Source organism: Streptomyces pactum (genome assembly GCF_002005225.1).
Taxonomy (GTDB): Bacteria; Actinomycetota; Actinomycetes; order Streptomycetales; family Streptomycetaceae; genus Streptomyces; species Streptomyces pactum_A.
This window is the reverse complement of the sequence record NZ_CP019724.1, coordinates 3,848,805-3,865,517: the sequence shown is the minus strand read 5'-3', so window position 1 is coordinate 3,865,517 and position 16,713 is coordinate 3,848,805. Positions and strand designations below refer to the sequence as shown.

The 16,713-nt window shown below is 71.9% G+C and carries 14 protein-coding genes; 6 read left to right on the top strand and 8 right to left on the bottom strand.

What is annotated here, in order from left to right:
* Positions 1 to 105: 105 nt before the first annotated feature.
* Complete coding sequence (locus B1H29_RS16075; RefSeq protein WP_055418541.1) at positions 106 to 3,498, bottom strand: ALF repeat-containing protein; 3,393 nt, start codon at positions 3,496 to 3,498, stop codon at positions 106 to 108.
* 566 nt (positions 3,499 to 4,064) lie between these two features.
* Here B1H29_RS16075 and B1H29_RS16070 point away from each other — a divergent pair.
* Both B1H29_RS16070 and B1H29_RS16065 read left to right on the top strand, forming a co-directional pair.
* Positions 4,065 to 4,610, top strand: a complete 546-nt coding sequence (locus B1H29_RS16070) for a hypothetical protein (RefSeq protein WP_234393032.1) — start codon at positions 4,065 to 4,067, stop codon at positions 4,608 to 4,610.
* A gap of 47 nt (positions 4,611 to 4,657) precedes the next feature.
* A complete protein-coding gene (locus B1H29_RS16065) occupies positions 4,658 to 6,871 on the top strand; it encodes a trypsin-like serine protease (RefSeq protein WP_055418540.1) in 2,214 nt (737 codons plus the stop codon).
* A 69-nt stretch (positions 6,872 to 6,940) separates the two neighbouring features.
* Here B1H29_RS16065 and B1H29_RS16060 read toward each other — a convergent pair whose 3' ends face one another.
* From B1H29_RS16060 to B1H29_RS16050, 3 genes are all read right to left on the bottom strand, one after another.
* Complete coding sequence (locus tag B1H29_RS16060; RefSeq protein WP_079160253.1) at positions 6,941 to 8,299, bottom strand: DUF2637 domain-containing protein; 1,359 nt, start codon at positions 8,297 to 8,299, stop codon at positions 6,941 to 6,943.
* A gap of 189 nt (positions 8,300 to 8,488) precedes the next feature.
* Complete coding sequence (locus B1H29_RS16055; RefSeq protein WP_055418538.1) at positions 8,489 to 9,409, bottom strand: DUF3558 family protein; 921 nt, start codon at positions 9,407 to 9,409, stop codon at positions 8,489 to 8,491.
* A 116-nt stretch (positions 9,410 to 9,525) separates the two neighbouring features.
* Positions 9,526 to 10,380 carry a hypothetical protein gene (locus B1H29_RS16050; protein ID WP_055418537.1) on the bottom strand — a complete coding sequence of 285 codons (855 nt, stop codon included), beginning with the start codon at positions 10,378 to 10,380 and terminating at the stop codon, positions 9,526 to 9,528.
* A 204-nt stretch (positions 10,381 to 10,584) separates the two neighbouring features.
* Between B1H29_RS16050 and B1H29_RS16045 the strand changes: the two genes are divergently transcribed.
* Complete coding sequence (locus tag B1H29_RS16045) at positions 10,585 to 11,778, top strand: RtcB family protein (RefSeq protein ID WP_055418536.1); 1,194 nt, start codon at positions 10,585 to 10,587, stop codon at positions 11,776 to 11,778.
* A 54-nt stretch (positions 11,779 to 11,832) separates the two neighbouring features.
* On the opposite strand, the gene B1H29_RS16040 is transcribed toward B1H29_RS16045, so the two are convergent.
* Together B1H29_RS16040 and B1H29_RS16035 are read right to left on the bottom strand one after the other, a co-directional pair.
* Entirely contained in the window at positions 11,833 to 12,045 is a 213-nt protein-coding gene (locus B1H29_RS16040) for a DUF397 domain-containing protein (RefSeq protein WP_055418535.1), read from the bottom strand.
* The gene (locus B1H29_RS16035; protein WP_055418534.1) at positions 12,042 to 12,878 is read right to left on the bottom strand and encodes a helix-turn-helix domain-containing protein; all 837 of its coding nucleotides are present in this window, start codon (positions 12,876 to 12,878) and stop codon (positions 12,042 to 12,044) included. Before B1H29_RS16035 ends, B1H29_RS16040 begins: the two co-directional genes overlap by 4 nt.
* Before the next feature lie 236 nt (positions 12,879 to 13,114).
* On the opposite strand from B1H29_RS16035, the gene B1H29_RS16030 reads away from it, so the two are divergent.
* Positions 13,115 to 13,582, top strand: a complete 468-nt coding sequence (locus B1H29_RS16030; protein ID WP_079160250.1) for an ATP-binding protein — start codon at positions 13,115 to 13,117, stop codon at positions 13,580 to 13,582.
* Here B1H29_RS16030 and B1H29_RS16025 read toward each other — a convergent pair.
* Together B1H29_RS16025 and B1H29_RS16020 are read right to left on the bottom strand one after the other, a co-directional pair.
* Positions 13,512 to 14,291 carry an SDR family NAD(P)-dependent oxidoreductase gene (locus B1H29_RS16025; RefSeq protein ID WP_055418533.1) on the bottom strand — a complete coding sequence of 260 codons (780 nt, stop codon included), beginning with the start codon at positions 14,289 to 14,291 and terminating at the stop codon, positions 13,512 to 13,514. The two genes, B1H29_RS16030 and B1H29_RS16025, sit on opposite strands and share 71 nt — an antisense overlap.
* Before the next feature lie 52 nt (positions 14,292 to 14,343).
* Positions 14,344 to 14,682 carry a YnfA family protein gene (locus tag B1H29_RS16020; protein ID WP_055418532.1) on the bottom strand — a complete coding sequence of 113 codons (339 nt, stop codon included), beginning with the start codon at positions 14,680 to 14,682 and terminating at the stop codon, positions 14,344 to 14,346.
* Positions 14,683 to 14,827: 145 nt separating this feature from the next.
* On the opposite strand from B1H29_RS16020, the gene B1H29_RS16015 reads away from it, so the two are divergent.
* Together B1H29_RS16015 and B1H29_RS16010 are read left to right on the top strand one after the other, a co-directional pair.
* Positions 14,828 to 15,919, top strand: coding sequence for an LLM class flavin-dependent oxidoreductase (locus B1H29_RS16015; protein ID WP_055418531.1), 1,092 nt, complete (start codon positions 14,828 to 14,830; stop codon positions 15,917 to 15,919).
* Positions 15,916 to 16,587, top strand: coding sequence for a CE1759 family FMN reductase (locus tag B1H29_RS16010; protein WP_055418530.1), 672 nt, complete (start codon positions 15,916 to 15,918; stop codon positions 16,585 to 16,587). Before B1H29_RS16015 ends, B1H29_RS16010 begins: the two co-directional genes overlap by 4 nt.
* The last annotated feature ends 126 nt before the right edge of the window (positions 16,588 to 16,713 follow it).

The following is a 16,713-nucleotide window of genomic DNA, read 5'->3' as shown; positions in this document are numbered from 1 at the left end:
CGGCGGTCCTCTGCTCCAGGCGGTCCTCGCGACCGCTCCGCGTTTCCCGGTGCGGGGCGGAACAGGAGAACCCCCCGTTCCGCCCCGCCGGTGTGCGCTGCCTTTCTACCAGGTGAGCCAGCCGACGACCGTGGTCACCGAGTCCCCCACCACACTGGAGATCTTGGCACCGACCTCCTCGGCCACGGGGCGCAGTGCGTCGTCGACGCCGCCGAACTTGCTGAGCAGAGCCCCCTTGCCCAGGAAGATCCCGCCGACCGCGAACATGCCGAGCGCGCTGTGGAAGTCGCTGCCCTGCCAGTTGTCCGCGATGCCGTGGAGCAGGGCACTCGCCCCCTGGAGGCCCCAGGAGACCAGGCCGACCGCGCCGGCGGCCGCCAGCAGGGCGGGGGCGGCGGGCGGGAACAGCAGGGCGCCCACGCCCAGTACGACGCCGGCGGTGCCGACGATCGCGCTCCAGTGCCCGGTGACCGTCGCCCACTGCTTGGGGTCGCCGATGTCCTCCGGCCACAGCTCCCAGTCCCAGTACCAGGGCTTGTCCTCGTCGGAGTTCTGGGAGGGGTTGGTCCCGTTCTCCTCGTCCTGCTTCGCCTTCTCGGCGGCCTTGCGCGCGGCCTCGGCGGCCTCGGCCCTCCGCTTCGCGGCCACGATGGAGCGCGCCTCGCTGGCTGCCGCGGCGGCGGCCTGCGCGTCCTTTCCGGCCTCGATCGCCGAGGCCCGCGCGCTGGACGCGGACGCCTGCGCCTCCGCCGCGTACGAGACCGCCTGCCGGGCGGACGCCGACGCCTGCCGCATCGAGTAGTTCGCCGTCCTGGCCGCGCCGCGGGCCACGGAGGCCGCCTGCTTGGCGCTGGCGGCGGAACGGGCGGCGTCGGCCGCGGACTTGTCGGCGGCGTCCGCGTTCGCCTTCGCCTCGGTGGCCGACTCGGAGGCGTCCGACGCGTACCCCTGGGCCTTCTGAGCCCACTCCGTCGCCTCGGACGCGGCCTGCCGGGCTTCGGCCGCCGCCTTGGAGGCGAGCGCGGCGTCCTCCAGGGCCTGGGCGGCCACCTTCGCGGCGTGCGCGATGGCCGCGCGGATGGCGGCGACGTGGGTGGCGTGGTCCTGGTCGAGGCGGGCGATGTTGTACTTGTCGCGGGCGACGAAGTACCGCCGCATACGGGCGGAGCCCTCGAGGACGATCTGCGCGGCCGACTTCATGTACGGGCCGCCGGAGTCGAGGAGACGGAAGATCTCGACCTGGTCGTCCTGCTTGACAGCCTCCGCCAGTTCCACGTTGAGGAAGCGGTGCAGGGCCATGGCGCTGCCGTCGTTCAGGGCCGCCTCGGCCTTCGCCCGGACGGCCTTGCCCGGGTCCTCGTTGAGGATCGAGAACACGGTGACGCGGTTGTCGGTGGCCGCCGCCTCGATGACCCCGGTGGCGAGGAAGTCACCCGCGGCGTCCGGGTCTTCACTGGCCAGCGCCCGGTGCGCGGCCTCGGCGACCGCGGGCTTGGCCGCCTGGGCGACGGTCAGGACCGTCTCGCGGTCGTCCTGCCGCTGGGCGAGGAGCCGGTCGGTGTCGATCCAGTTGACGACGTCCTCGTCCGCCCCGGAGAGGGCGAACTCGGCGGCCTCCCGCGTCCAACTGCCGGTGGCGTTCAGAAGCTGGACGGCGGCCTTGCGGCCCTCGGTGACGGCCGTGGCGGTGTCCCCGCCCTTCAGCGCCGTCTCGGCCGCGGCGATGAGGTCCTTGATCTCCGTGCTGGTCTTGTCCGCCTGGGTGCGCTGGTTCTCGGCCCGGGCGGCGTCGTCGATCTCGGCCTTTGCCCTCAGGCGGGCCTCCTCGACGCCGAGTTCGGTGTCCTGGGCGATGCGGGCCGTCTCCGCGGCGCGGGCGGCGGCCTCCACCTCCTGGGCCTCCTTGACGGCGTCGGCGGCCGTGGTGGCCGCCTCCACCGCCGCCTCCGCGTAGGCGGTGGACCGCTTGGCGTACTCGACCGCCTCGCCCGCGGCGTCCGCCGCCTCGTTCGCGGCGGCGGCCGCCTTGTCGGCGTGGTCGGCGGCGCTGTTGGCGGCGTCGCGTGCCACGCGCGCCGCGGCGGCGGCCCGGTTGGCGAGGGTCTGGGCGGTGCCGGCGGCGCGGGTGGCACGCGCGGCGGCGGCGTTCGCCTCGGCGGCGGCCTGCCGGGCCTTGGCGGCCTGGGACTGGGCCACGCCCGCCGAGGCGGCGGCGTCGGCGGCGGCGTTGGCGGCCGCGGCGGCGTTCTGGGCGGCGCTCGCGGCGGCGGAACCGGCCGACGAGGCCTGCTGGGAGGCGATCGCGGCCTGGTCGGCGGCCTTCGCGGCGGTACGCGCACGGTCGGCGGCACGGGTGGCGCCCTCGGCGGCGCGGCGGGCGGCGTCCGCCTTGTTCGCGTCCTTGGACGCGGCGATGGCGGCACCGTAGGCGCGGGAGGCGGCGTTGCCGGCCGCGGCGGCGGCAGCGGCGGCGGCCTGCGCGGCTCGGGCGGCGCGGGCGGACGCCGCCTGCGCGGTGCGGGAGGCGGAGATCGCCGTGTTCGCGGCCGAGGCCGCGCCGCGGGCGGCGTTCGCGGCGTCGTTCGCCGCCCGGGCCGACTTGCGGACGTCGTCCTTGGCGGCCCGCGCCTCCTCGGCCGCCTTCAGCGCGGCGGCCTTCGCCTCCGCCGCGGCCTTCTTGGCGTGGTCGGAGGCGGCCACGGCCTGATCGGTCTTGAGCTTGGCCTGCTTGCCCTCCCGCTCGACGACGGCGATCAACTGGTCGATCGTCGCGGCCTCCTCGTCGCGGGCCCGGGCGATGAACTGGCCCGAGACGAGGAACTGGTGGACGGCCGCGGCCGACCCGTCGTTCAGAGCCTGTTCGGCGTACTTCTTGACCTCGGGGGAGGCGGTGTTGAGGATCGTGAAGAGCTCGACCCGCTCGTCCTCCGCCTGCGCCGTGTACTGGGTGTCGTCCAGGAACGTGCGCAGCGCCTGCGGGGTGCCCAGATCCAGTGCCTTGGTGGCCTCGCGCCTGACGCCCGGCCCGCTGTTGTTCAGCAGGGTGAGCACCTCGACGCGCAGGTCCGTGGTGACGGGCTCGGTGTAGCCGGTGCTCAGGTAGGCGGCGATGGCCTCGTCGCCGGAGGTCAGGGCGGCCTGAGCCGATTCCTGGGTGGACTTGCCCGCGTGGGGCAGACCCGTGAGAACGGCGAAACGGTTGTCCTCCGCCTGTGCCACCGGGAGTTCACCGGTGAGGAAGGAGGACACGGCGGCCGAGGAGCCGACCAGGGCCGCGGCGGCGGCCTCGCGGACCGCGGTGCCGCCGATCTTGTACTGCCAGACCGCCTTGCCCCGGTCGGTGTCGGGCAGTCCGGTGTCCGTCTCGTCGGTGTCCGTCCCGGCGGCCCGGGCGGGTGTGGCGGTCAGGGTGGCGAGGGCCGGCAGGGCGGGAACGACCGCCGCCGCCCCGGCGACGGTCGTGAGTATGCGGCGTCTGCTCCACAGTGACGCTGACAAATGAGCATCCTTCCCGGGATACGACGGTGCAGCTACGGATGCGGCGGCCCGACTTCCCGCCGGTCGGCGGGAGGTGAGAGGCCGTCACCTGGTTGCGGGTACGGACCGGAACATTACCCGGACAACAGAAATTCGCCATTGGTTGGCCATGAGGTGAAAAGTTCGTGGAGGGTAATCGATGGCGGGTGAATTATTCGAAGTACTGAACAGGAGTTATGAGGCATTTATAAAGCATTCACGATTCCTTCACGGCGACCTCTACAACCTTCCCGCAGGTGGCGTAGGTCACGTCCGATCCGAACCGAGTGGCCCGTTTGTGACGATTGGTGTATTGGACAAACGTCGGAGTGGCGACTTCCATGCCTGAGGCTGGGGACGCGAGTGCCGTCTCGTCGGCCCCGAAAGGTCAGCCGCAGCTCAGTGGGGGTGGGGGTGAGGTGTGGGCGCCTGTCGCGCTATGCGTGAGGAATGTCCCTCATATGTTGAGCGGTACCTGACTCTGTGCCTTTCCCGCCCTTTTTGAGCATGTTCTGGATATACGGTTCGAATCGACCACAAGGACTGTCATGAAGGCAAAGGCACGTAACAGAATCGCGTCCAAAACCGGACGCCTCGTAACGCGAACGGCCGCTGTCGCCGCCGCGGCGGGCGCCCTGGCCTGGCTCGTCGCCGCGAACGGCGCGGGGACGCCCGAAAAGGGTGACGCCGCCTCGACGCGGGCGGTCGCCGAAGCGGCGCCGGGGTACGCCGTCGAGGACTTCGCCTACCCGCAGGCGGACAAGGTCCTGGAGGAGGAGGGCATCCTCCTCAAGCGCGGCGACGGCCACATCGTCCTCGCCGAGTGCGCCCCCGGCACCGGCCAGTTGGAGGTCTACTCCCGGGTGGCGTCGAGCGTGTGCTTCGAGGTCACCGGTGCCAGCGGCTGGCTGACGATGGAGATCCCGTCGGTCTACGGCGTGAAGGCGAACGAGTACCAGACGGAGGTCGACATGACCGTCGGTGAGGAGGAGAAGTCCTTCGACGTCCCCGCCAACTCCTGGAAGGCGGTGGGCGAGAGCGCCGACGAACAGGGGCGCCCGCACATGCTGGTGGAGATCAGGACCTCCAAGTAGCGACCAGCCGACCCAACCTGCCGGATCTGCCACCAAGGAACTGACACATGTCGCATGCCAGACCCGTGCGCCTCGCCGCACTGGCCGCCTCGCTGATCGCCGGGCCGATCGCGCTGACCGCGGTACCCGCCGCCGCCGTGACGGGCCCAGCCGTTCCCGACTCCGACACCACCCGCGCCTACGCCGCCCAGGTCATCGTCGGTGACCACGACCGCGGCTGCTCCGGCGTCCTGGTCGACACCGAGTGGCTGCTCACCGCGGCCAGTTGCTTCGCCGAGAACCCCGCCGAGAGCCTCGCGGTGCCCGCCGGTAAGCCGGCGCTGAAGACCACCGCCACCATCGGCCGCTCGAACCTCACCGGCACCGGCGGCGCGGTCCGCGACATCGTGGAACTCGTGCCCCGCGCCGACCGCGACGTGGTGCTGGCCCGGCTGAGCCGCCCGGTCACCGGCGTCGCCCCGATCGCCCTGGCCGCCACCGCGCCGACCGCGGGCGAGGAGCTCACGCTCGCCGGGTACGGCCGCTCCAAGACCGAGTGGGCACCGCTCAACCTGCACACCGGCACCTTCTCGGTGGACGCGGCCGACGCCACCACGGCCACGGTCACCGGCCAGGACGGCGTGGCCGCCTGCATGGGCGACACCGGCGGCCCCCTGGTGCGCACGGTGAACGGCACCCCGCAACTGGTCGCCCTCGGCAGCCGCTCGTACCAGGGCGGCTGCTTCGGCATCGACGAGACCGAGACCCGCACCGGCGGAGTCGTCGCCCGCGTCGACGACCTGGCCGCCTGGGTCGGTTCCAAGACCGGCGCCAACCGCGCCACCGACTTCAACTGCGACGGCGTCGCGGACATCGCCGTCGCCGACCCGCAGGCCACCGTCGGCGGCGACGCCAAGGCGGGCCTGGTCCGGATCGTGTACGGCGGGGGCAAGGGCACCGCCGAGATCTCCCAGGACCTCGGCTGGGTGGGCGGCGGTTCGGAGGCCAACGACCAGTTCGGCGAGGCCATCGCCACCGTCGACTACGACCAGGACGGCTGCACCGACCTCCTGGTCGGCACGCCCCGCGAGAACCTCGGCGACGCCGTCGACGCCGGCATGGTGGACCTCCTGCACGGCGCCCCCGGCGGTCTGGGCACGGGAGCGACCAAGGACACCAACTTCCAGCAGGCCACCGGCAACGGCTCCATCTCCGCCTCCACCCCCGAGACCGGCGACCTCATGGGCGCGGCCCTCGCCGCCGGCACCTCCGCCGCCGGTGAGCCCTTCCTGGTGATCGGCACGCCCGGTGAGGGCCTCAGCGGTGCCGCCAAGGCGGGCGAGGCGTTCTACGTGAGCCGCGGCACCAACGTCTCCGTCCACCAGGACAAGCTGGGCGTGCCGGGTGCCGTGCAGGCGAACGACGGCTTCGGCGCCTCCGTCGCGGCCGACGCCAACCACATCGCGATCGGCGCCCCCGCCGAGAGCATCAACGGCGACAACACCGCCGGCAACCTCGCGGTCTTCTCCCACGAGCTGAACTCCGAGAACCGGCCCACCCCGCTCTTCGGCCTCGACCAGGACCTGGACACGGTCTCCGGCGGCGCCGAGGCCGGAGACCGCTTCGGCGCGGCCCTGGCCCTGGCCCCCTACCGGCCCTCGGGCTCGGCGACCGCCGACGAGTCGATCCTCGCGGTCGGCACGCCGGGCGAGGCCCTGACCGTGGATGGCGTCAGCAAGGCGGAGACGGGCGCCGTCCTCACCTTCCGCGTCACCGCCTCCGGCACCTACACCCAGCTCAACGGCCTCTCCTCGGGCACCGGTAGCGACGACGTGTCCGGCACGTCGGAGGCCGGCGACCACTTCGGCACCACCCTGACCGCCGTGAACACCGCACCGCGGGCGGTCAGCACCGAGGCGACCATGAAGCTGGCCGTCGGTGTCCCGGACGAGGCCCTCGGCTCGGTGCCGAAGGCCGGCGCCGTGCACGTCTTCTCGCTGCTGGGCTCGCCCGGCGCCAACGACAAGTGGGTGGAGTCGGGCGACGGCGACGGCATCCCCGGGGCCCCCGGAGCCGACCAGCGGCTCGGTTCCAGCATCCACTTCACCGGCACCCACCTGTACGTCGGCATGCCGTACGGTCCGAGCAGCACCGGCGCCCTCTACGCACTGCCGATGTCCAACGTGACCCTCGGTGAGCCCACCGCCCCGGTCACCGTGTACCAGCCGGGGCAGGGCGGACTCCCGCCGGCCGGTACCGCCTTCGGCTACGCGGCGCGCTAGTACCACGGCAACGCGAAGGGGCGCCCGGTGAACCCACCGGGCGCCCCTTGTCGTCGTCCGCACCGCCGGTCAGGCGATGTGCTCGTCCTCCAGCTCGGCGCTGTGCCGGTTGGTGAAACGGCTCACCAGCCGCTTGGCCTCGGGATCGGCGAGCGGCGTGCCGAACGTCGCCTCCACGTTGTCGCCGAACTCGCGGGGCGTCGGGTAGCTGCCGTTGATCGACTGCTTGAAGACCTGGTAGTAGGCGTCCTCGTCCGGGGCCCGGGGCTCCGGCGTGCCGCCACCCTCGCCCAGCTCGCGGGTGCGGTGGGGGCCCACCGGTATGGGGAAGCTGCCGGTGTCCTCCGGGGAGGGCTCCTGGACCGGCGGCTCCTCCTCGAACTGCTGCCGGTACTGCTCGGCCTGCCGCTGTTCGGCCTCCCACTGGGCGTACTGGTCCGGGTCGTAGGCGGGGTCGTAGTCGCCGTGGTACTCGACGGACTGCGGGTCCCGGGCGTGCAGCCACGGGTTCTGGTCCACGGCGGGGTTCCGGTCCGCGGCGGGGCCCGGGTCCCCCGCGGGGTCCTGGTGCGCCCCGCCCTCCTCCCGCACGGGTCGCGGAGCCGTCTCCCGGCCGCCGACCAGCTCGGGACGCTGCCCACCGGCGGGGTCCGCCTTGTGCAGGGAGGGCGCCGTCCCGGTGGGGGCCCCGCCCTCCGTGAGCGCCTCGGGCTGCGGTGCCGGCGGCAGCAGCGCCGGCTCGATGCCCGCCGCTGCCAAGCCCGCCGGGGCCGTCTGCGCCAGGGGCACGCCGTAGCGGGCCAGGCGCAGCGGCATCAGCGACTCCACGGGGGCCTTGCGGCGCCAGCCGCGCCCGAACCGTGAGCGCAGCCGGGCCTGGTACACCAGGCGCTCCTGCTCCAGCTTGATCACCTGCTCGTAGGAGCGCAGCTCCCACAGCTTCATGCGGCGCCACAGCAGGAAGGTCGGCCCCGGCGAGAGCAGCCAGCGGGTGAGGCGGACGCCCTCCATGTGCTTGTCGGCGGTGATGTCGGCGATCCGGCCGATCGCGTGCCGGGCGGCCTCGACGGACACCACGAACAGGATCGGGATCACCCCGTGCATGCCCACACCCAGCGGGTCGGGCCACGCCGCCGCGCCGTTGAACGCGATCGTCGCCGCCGTCAGCAGCCAGGCCGTCTGCCGCAGCAGCGGGAAGGGGATGCGGATCCAGGTCAGCAGCAGGTCCAGGGCCAGCAGCACGCAGATGCCCGCGTCGATGCCGATCGGGAAGACGTAGCTGAAGTTCCCGAAGCCCTTCTGCAGGGCCAGTTCCCGCACCGCCGCGTACGAACCCGCGAAGCCGATCCCGGCGATGATGACGGCGCCGAAGACGACCATGCCGATGAGAACGCGATGCGTCCGTGTCAGCTCAAGTGGCGCGGCCACCCGTACTCCCCTCCCAGTGCCTGTCGTTGCGCGCAACAGAGTGGCACATGTGTGCGGGGGACGCGTGGCCGGTGGGTGTTTCGGAGCTTCGCCGCCCCGGCGTCAGGGCCGCGGCTCCCGGGCCGCGCCCGGTTCGAGGAGGCCGGGGAACCGGGCGCCCAGGTCCTCGACGCGCACGGCCGCCACCGGTCAGCTCGACTTCGAGGTCTTCGACGACGACTTCGACGACGACTTCGCCGCCGACTTGGACGACGACTTGGACGGCGTCTTCGAGTCCGAGCCGGCCGCCGACCCGGAGGGCGACGGCGAGGTGCCCGACTTGCCGGTGCCGTTGGCCTTCGTCACCGCGGCCACCGCCTCCTTGGCCGCCTTCTGGGCGTCCTTGGCCAGGTCGTCGGCGTCCGGTGTCTTGTCGCCGGCCAGGCCCGCGCCGTTGTAGTCGACGGTGACGACGACGTTCTCGACGCGTGCCACGACCGTCTGCTGCTTGAAGGTGCCTTCCTTCTTCTTCAGGTCGTAGCGCACCATCGACGCCTCGTCGCCCGTGCCGCTCACCGGCGTGGTCTTCACGCTCTTCGCGCCCTGCGCGGACTGGGCGTCCTGCAACTGCTTCGTGTAGTAGTCGCGCGCCAGCTTGTCGCCCTCGCCGCGGGTCACGTCCGACTCGAAGCGCAGCATCGACACGCTCAGCCAGCGGAACTGAGAGCCCTTCACGCCGTTGTCGTCCAGGCTGTCCCAGGAGCAACCGGCGCGCGTCGCCGTGTCGTTGGACGTGCCCTCCTTGCCGGAGTCGGCCTTGGGCACCAGGTCATCCAGCGTCTTCTCCGACAGCACCGAACACGGCTCCGGGAGCTTCCCGTACGCCGCGGCCCGGACCGTCGGGGAGGGCTTCGCGGACTTGGACGCGGCCGTCTTGTCCGCGGCCTTGTCCTTGCCGTCGCCGGAGCCGGAGTCCGAGGAGCAGCCGGCTGCCACCAGCATCACGGGGACGGCGGCCGCGCAGACAAGGACGCGGGTCAGTCGCTTCGCCTTCCCGCTGGACGGCGTGGGGGCTGTCCCCACGTTTCGCTGGTCACGCTGGGCTCGTCGCTGCATGGTTCCTTCACTCATGGCACTCGTGGTTCCTGCGGTCGGAACGGGTCCGAGGGGCCACGGTACGCGGTGGGAAAACCGCGCGGCCCCGCTTCGGATGCCTCGCGCGCGGACGCGAGGAGGCCCGGGCCGGCTCAGTCGCTCAGTGAATCCGCGAGCTGGGAAGCCAGTTTCCGCGCCATGTCCTGCATCTCCTCGCTGTCGGGCACGACACCGAGCGTCGCCGACTGCTCCGCGTACTCGATGGTCACCATGACGTTCGACGTGCGGAACGCCACAGTCACCGTGCGCCGCTTCGCCGTCGAACCGGAGCTGCTCAGCGCGTCGTCGACGAACGCCTCGTCGCCCAGGTCGTCCAGGAGCCGGGGCTGGAGTTCGGCGGACGTGGCACCGGCGGACGCGCTCGACGAGGGGGCGGTGGACGACGCGGATCCGGAGGGCGTGGCGGCGGGCGTGCCGGAGGACGCGGTGGCCGACGGCGACCCGGACTCCGGCGTGGCACCGGACGCGGACTCGGACCCCGACCCGGACTCGACCGGTGCGGGCAGGTCGGCCGCCTCCACCTGCTCGGCGAAGAGCTGCTCGGCCTCGCTGTCGTCGCTCACGGTGGTGTCGTACGACACCACCCGCTCGAAGTCGACGAAGAGGTGGTTGGTGGCGTCCGCCGACTCGACCTTCCAGCGGCAGCCGACCTTGCGGTCGGTGTCGTACGCGAGTGTCGGCTCGCCCGCGTACGCCCGCTCACGCTGCTTCTCGTCCGCGATCTCCTCGATTCCGGGCAGGAGCGAGCCGAGCGCCTTGTCGCCGACCGCGCCGCACGGCTCCGGGAGGGTGCGGTACTTGCCGGGCTCGGCGGCCTCGGTCGCGACGCCGGGCCTGCCCGGGTTGGAGTCGTCCGCCGTGGCGCCGTCGCCCGAGCCGCCGGTGCAGCCGGCCAGCAGCGCCGCCAGGACGGCTGCGACGCCGGGTACGTAGGCCTTCCGCTGCACGGTGCGGCTCCTCTCGCCGGTGTGGCTGTGGTCGGTACTCCAGTGTCCCCGCTGGTTATTCGCTTGCCGCACGGGGGCGTCCCCAGCAGACAATGTGTATCGCACGCGCTGCCGTGAACGCCGGTCGGTTGTCCCTTTGACTGCCCTTGGCGCCGGTTTTGCGCTTTGAGGCTTCTGTTTGTTTCCCGGGGGAATGAGGACGATATGTCGTACGTGGAGCTGCCGGGCGCGAAGGTGCCGATCCGGATGTGGGCCGACCCGGCGACGGTCGAGGAGGGCGCGCTCCAGCAACTGCGCAACGTGGCGACCCTGCCGTGGATCAAGGGCCTGGCGGTCATGCCGGACGTGCACTACGGCAAGGGCGCGACGGTCGGGTCGGTCATCGCGATGCGGGGTGCCGTGTGCCCGGCGGCGGTGGGCGTGGACATCGGCTGCGGGATGTCGGCGGTGCGGACGTCCCTCACGGCGAACGACCTCCCGGGTGACCTCTCGCGGCTGCGCTCGAAGATCGAGCAGGCGATTCCGGTGGGGCGCGGGATGCATGACGGCCCCGTGGACCCGGGTCGGTTCCATGGGCTGGCGACGGCGGGGTGGGACGACTTCTGGAGGCGGTTCGACGGGGTTGCGGAGGCGGTGAAGTTCCGGCGGGAGCGGGCCGGAAAGCAGATGGGTACGCTCGGATCGGGCAATCATTTTGTCGAGATTTGCACGGATGTGACCGGTTCTGTGTGGCTCATGCTCCACTCCGGCTCCCGCAACATCGGCAAGGAACTTGCCGAGCATCACATCGGCATCGCCCGGAAACTCCCGCACAACCAAGGTCTGATCGACCGCGACCTCGCGGTGTTCGTCGCGGACACCCCGCAGATGGCGGCGTACCGCAACGACCTGTTCTGGGCGCAGGAGTACGCCAAGTACAACCGCACCCTCATGATGGCGCTCCTGAAGGACGTGGTCCGCAAGGAGTTCAAGAAGGCGAAGCCGGCCTTCGAGCCGGAGATCAGCGCGCACCACAACTACGTGGCCGAGGAGCGGTACGACGGCATTGACCTGCTGGTGACCCGCAAGGGCGCGATCCGCGCGGGTTCCGGGGACTACGGGATCATCCCGGGTTCCATGGGCACGGGTTCGTACATCGTCAAGGGCCTCGGAAACGCCAAGTCCTTCAACTCCGCCTCCCACGGCGCCGGTAGGCGCATGAGCCGGAACGCGGCCAAGCGGCGCTTCTCGACCAAGGACCTGGAGGAGCAGACACGGGGCGTCGAGTGTCGCAAGGACTCGGGCGTCGTGGACGAGATTCCGGGCGCTTACAAGCCGATCGAGCAGGTCATCGACCAGCAGCGCGACCTGGTCGAGGTCGTGGCGAAGTTGAAGCAGGTCGTCTGCGTGAAGGGCTGAGCACGTCAGTGCCCCGTGACCCGGGTGAGCGGTCACGGGGCACGGCTCTTCGGCCTACGCGGTATGCCGGGCGGCGAATCCGACGAACTCCGCCCACGCCGTCGGCGTCAGGCCGAGCATCGGACCTGCCTTGTCCTTCGAGTCGCGGACGTGCGTCACGCCCAGCCAGGAGGCGACCTCGACGCACTCGCCGCCGTCCCCGGCGCTGTGACTGCTCTTGTACCAGGCCAGGTCGTCGATGTCCCACCCGGAGGCTTCCCCGCTCATCTCTCTCCCAAAAGCTTCTCGATCAACGCGCGTGATTCTTCCGGAGTGAACGACTGGGCACGAAGTGTCCCGTACGCAGACTCAAGTTCCCGGACCTTTTCGCGCTCTGTGTGGACGTGGCTGGCACGCTGGACTTCCGTGTAGGCGATCCTCCGCTCATCCTTGGTCTCCATCAAGGTGAACGGGCCGGCCAGTCCAGCATGTTCCACGCGTGAGAACGGCATCACCTGGATTGTGACGTTCCGCTTCTCGCCGGCCAGCAGGAACTGTTCCAACTGACCACGCCAGACGCGCTCCCCGCCCAGCAGTCGGTGCAGCACGGCCTCATCGACGACGAAACTCAGGTCCGGAGCCGGACGCCGGGCGAAGATGTCCTGCCGTGCCATTCGCGCGGCCACACGCTGCTCGATGACCTCCTCGTCCAGCAGCGGACGCCACATCGCACACACGGCGCGGGCGTACTCCTCCGTCTGCAACAGCCCAGGGGCAGCCTGGGTCGCGTACACGTGGAGTTCGACCGCCTGTGTCTCCAACCGCGCCGCGTCCCGGAAGAACGCCGGATACCGCGCCCGAGCCACCTCCTCCTTGCCCGCCTTCAGCAGCCCGCCCGCGTCGAGCAGTTCGTCCGCCTGGTCGATGAACCTCGGGGGTGGAATCCGTCGCCCCTGCTCGAACGAGGCGATCGTCGAGGCCGAGTACCCCGCCCTGCCCCCCAGCTCCGCGCGGTCCAGCCCCGCCCGCTCCCGGCACAGCTTGAGCTGCCGCCCGAAGACGTGCAGGATGCCCGCACCGGCCTCCTGCTCGACGCCGTCCACCTGCGCTCGTTCCTCCACGCCCGGCACCTCCCGTACGTACCCGACCACCGAACACCCCGCACCGTCATCGTGCTCGCGCCGTCACGGCGCACCCCGTGTACAGGCCCGCTCCGGCGGCGTACAGCCCATGCCGGTCAGCGCGTCACACCTGGTGAACGCTACGCACAGTTCGCAACGGTTGCCCTGTGAAGTCAGCAACTCCGCCGCAAAGGCGGACGCCCCCTCAACCGCCCCGGCCCACCCGGACCTTCGCGATGCGGTTCACGTCGACCCCGCGCGGCGCCCGCCTCGCCCGTCGGCTGGTCTCGCACCGCCTGGACGTCTGGGGCCACCCGTACGCCTCACACGTGAACGAGACGGTCACGCTGATCGCCGCGGAGCTCACCGCCAACGCCGTCCGCCACGGCCACGTACCGGGCCGGGACTTTCACCTCCGCCTCGCAGCGGCCGAGGACACTCTCCGGATCGAGGTCACGGACACCCGGACCGAGAGGCGGCCCGTCCCCGGAGCGCCGGACCCGGACGGGGAGTCGGGACGGGGGCTGCTCCTGGTCGACGTCCTCGCGGACGACTGGGGCGTCACCGCACGGCCCACCGGTCCCGGCAAGACCGTGTGGGCCGAGTGCGCCGTAGCGGACCGGTCGCCGTGCGTCAGCCCTCCCGGTGAACCTTCGTGTTGGACGCCTGGGCCCGGGGGCGGACGACCAGGAGGTCGATGTTGACGTGGGCGGGGCGGGTGACCGCCCAGGTGATGGTGTCGGCGACGTCGTCGGCGGACAGGGGATCGGCCACGCCCTGGTAGACCTTGGCCGCCTTGTCCCGGTCGCCGCCGAAGCGGGTCAGGGCGAACTCGTCGGTCTTCACCATGCCGGGCGCGATCTCGACGACGCGGACCGGGCGGCCGACGATCTCCAGGCGGAGGGTCTCGGCGAGGACGTGTTCGGCGTGCTTGGCGGCGACGTAGCCCCCGCCGCCCTCGTAGGTGGCGAAGCCGGCGGTCGAGGAGACGACGACGATCGTGCCGTCGCCGCTCGCCTCCAGCCTGGGGAGCAGGGCCTGGGTGAGGTTGAGGGTGCCGAGGACGTTCGTCTCGTACATGCGGCGCCAGTCGTCCGGGTCGCCGGTGGCCACCGGGTCGGCGCCGAGCGCGCCGCCCGCGTTGTTGACCAGGACGCCGACCGTCTTGAACGCGGTCGCGAACTCGTCGACGGCCGCGCGGTCGGTGACGTCCAGGGGGTACGCCGTCGCCTTGTGGCCGGCCGCCTGGATCTCCTCCGCCAGCGCCTCGACGCGGTCCTTGCGGCGGGCGGTGAGGACGACGCGGTAGCCGGCCGCGGCGAGCTGCCGGGCCGTGGCGGCGCCGATGCCGCTGCTCGCACCGGTGACGACGGCGATGCGGGAGGCGGCGGACGGGGCGGCTGCGGTGGCCATGGGCTGCTCCTGGTTCGTCAGGTACGACACGGACGGTCGCCGCCCAGGGTAGTCAGCCGCCGTTGCGCGGCGCCCACATGATCACGGCCATCCCGGCCAGGCAGATCAGCGCACCCGTCACGTCCCAGCGGTCGGGGCGGTAGCCGTCGGCGACCATGCCCCACAGGATCGAGCCGGCCACGAAGATCCCGCCGTACGCGGCGAGGATGCGGCCGAAGTGGGCGTCGGGCTGGAAGGTGGCGACGAAGCCGTACGCGCCGAGGGCGAGGACGCCGCCGGTGGCCCACAGCCAGCCGCGCTGTTCGCGCACGCCCTGCCAGACCAGCCAGGCGCCGCCGATCTCGAACAGGGCGGCGACGACGAAGAGGGCGGCGGAGCGGAGCACGAGCATGCGGGCAGCTTCGCACGGCGGGGCGGGGCCTTCGCGTCCAGGTCGGCCGGGCCGATGTGTCACCTGCCGGTGACCGGAATAACGTCCGGGGGCCGGCCGTTGCCGGGTATAGTTGAACCATCAACAACTCGGAGGTTGAGCGATCATGCAGTTCGGCATCTTCACCGTCGGCGACGTCACGCCGGACCCGACCACGGGGCGTACGCCGACCGAGCGTGAGCGCATCAAGGCCATGGTCGCCATCGCGCTGAAGGCCGAGGAGGTCGGGCTCGACGTCTTCGCGACCGGCGAGCACCACAACCCGCCGTTCGTGCCGTCGTCGCCGACCACGATGCTCGGCTACGTCGCCGCGCGCACCGAGCGGCTGATCCTGTCCACCTCCACCACCCTCATCACCACCAACGACCCGGTGAAGATCGCCGAGGACTTCGCGATGCTCCAGCACCTGGCCGACGGCCGGGTGGACCTGATGATGGGGCGCGGCAACACCGGCCCGGTCTACCCGTGGTTCGGCAAGGACATCCGCGAGGGCATCAACCTCGCCGTCGAGAACTACGCCCTGCTGCACCGCCTGTGGCGCGAGGACGTCGTGAACTGGGAGGGGAAGTTCCGTACGCCCCTGCAAGGGTTCACGTCCACGCCCCGGCCGCTGGACGGCGTCGCGCCGTTCGTCTGGCACGGCTCGATCCGCTCCCCGGAGATCGCCGAGCAGGCGGCTTACTACGGCGACGGCTTCTTCCACAACAACATCTTCTGGCCCGCCGACCACACCAAGCGGATGGTCGAGCTCTACCGGGCCCGCTACGCCCACTACGGGCACGGCACCCCCGAGCAGGCGATCGTCGGCCTGGGCGGCCAGGTGTTCATGCGGAAGAACTCGCAGGACGCGGTGCGCGAGTTCCGGCCGTACTTCGACGTCGCGCCCGTGTACGGGCACGGTCCGTCCCTGGAGGACTTCACCGAGCAGACGCCGCTCACGGTCGGCTCGCCGCAGCAGGTGATCGAGAAGACGCTCGCCTTCCGCGAGTACGCCGGTGACTACCAGCGCCAGCTCTTCCTGATGGACCACGCCGGGCTGCCCCTGAAGACCGTGCTGGAGCAGCTCGACCTGCTCGGCGAGGAGGTCGTGCCGGTGCTGCGCAAGGAGTTCGCCAAGGACCGCCCGGCGCACGTGCCGGACGCGCCGACCCACGCGTCCCTGCTGGCCGGCGCCCGCAAGGAAGGAGCACGGGCATGAGGCTCGTCGTCGTCTCCGCGGGACTGGGCGTCCCGTCGTCCACCCGGCTGCTCGCCGACCGGCTGGCCACCGCCACGGCCGGCCGGTCCGGCGCCGGCGTCCGCGTGGTCGAGGTGGTCGAGGTGCGCGAGCTCGCCGTGGAGATCGCGCACACCTTCACCAACGGGTTCCCGGGGCGGAACCTGTCCGCCGCCTTCGACGCGGTGGCCGGGGCCGACGGCCTGATCGTCGTCACACCGGTGTTCTCGGCGTCGTACAGCGGGCTGTTCAAGTCGTTCTTCGACGCGCTGAGCGTGACCGACGCGGACGCCCTCGCCGGGAAGCCGGTGCTGATCGGCGCGACCGGCGGTACGGCCCGGCACTCGCTGGTGCTGGAGCACGCGCTGCGTCCGCTCTTCGCCTACCTCAAGGCCGTCGTCGTCCCGACCGGCGTGTACGCCGCCTCGGAGGACTGGGGCGCCGAGGGCCTGGACGGGCGGATCGAGCGGGCGGCGGGGGAGCTGGCGGCGCTGATGGGCGGGCTGTCGGCGGTTCCGGCGCAGACCGCGGGGCAGGCCGCCGAGCAGACCGCGGGGCAGGCAGCCGAGCGGGCAGCGGCACCGGCCGCGTCCGCCGACGGGGTCGTGCCCTTCGAGGAGCGGCTCGCCGCGCTGCGGCCCGCGGGGTGAGATCTCGCTGAGGAGCCCGGCCGTCCGGTCGCGGGGCTTTCGGCCTTGGCAGCCGGGCGCCGCGCGCCGAGGGCGACCCCACGCCGATCCCGGTGCCGACGGCGAGGGGGTGCGGGACGGCGCGGG

Excerpts from the sequence above, each read along its gene's own strand:
- B1H29_RS16015 (WP_055418531.1), top strand. The coding sequence starts at position 14,828 with ATGCAGTTCGGCATCTTCACCGTCGGCGACGTCACGCCGGACCCGACC.
- B1H29_RS16020 (WP_055418532.1), bottom strand. The coding sequence starts at position 14,682 with ATGCTCGTGCTCCGCTCCGCCGCCCTCTTCGTCGTCGCCGCCCTGTTC.
- B1H29_RS16045 (WP_055418536.1), top strand. The coding sequence starts at position 10,585 with ATGTCGTACGTGGAGCTGCCGGGCGCGAAGGTGCCGATCCGGATGTGG.
- B1H29_RS16030 (WP_079160250.1), top strand. The coding sequence starts at position 13,115 with ATGCGGTTCACGTCGACCCCGCGCGGCGCCCGCCTCGCCCGTCGGCTG.
- B1H29_RS16040 (WP_055418535.1), bottom strand. The coding sequence starts at position 12,045 with ATGAGCGGGGAAGCCTCCGGGTGGGACATCGACGACCTGGCCTGGTAC.
- B1H29_RS16065 (WP_055418540.1), top strand. The coding sequence starts at position 4,658 with ATGTCGCATGCCAGACCCGTGCGCCTCGCCGCACTGGCCGCCTCGCTG.
- B1H29_RS16010 (WP_055418530.1), top strand. The coding sequence starts at position 15,916 with ATGAGGCTCGTCGTCGTCTCCGCGGGACTGGGCGTCCCGTCGTCCACC.
- B1H29_RS16070 (WP_234393032.1), top strand. The coding sequence starts at position 4,065 with ATGAAGGCAAAGGCACGTAACAGAATCGCGTCCAAAACCGGACGCCTC.
- B1H29_RS16055 (WP_055418538.1), bottom strand. The coding sequence starts at position 9,409 with ATGAGTGAAGGAACCATGCAGCGACGAGCCCAGCGTGACCAGCGAAAC.
- B1H29_RS16025 (WP_055418533.1), bottom strand. The coding sequence starts at position 14,291 with ATGGCCACCGCAGCCGCCCCGTCCGCCGCCTCCCGCATCGCCGTCGTC.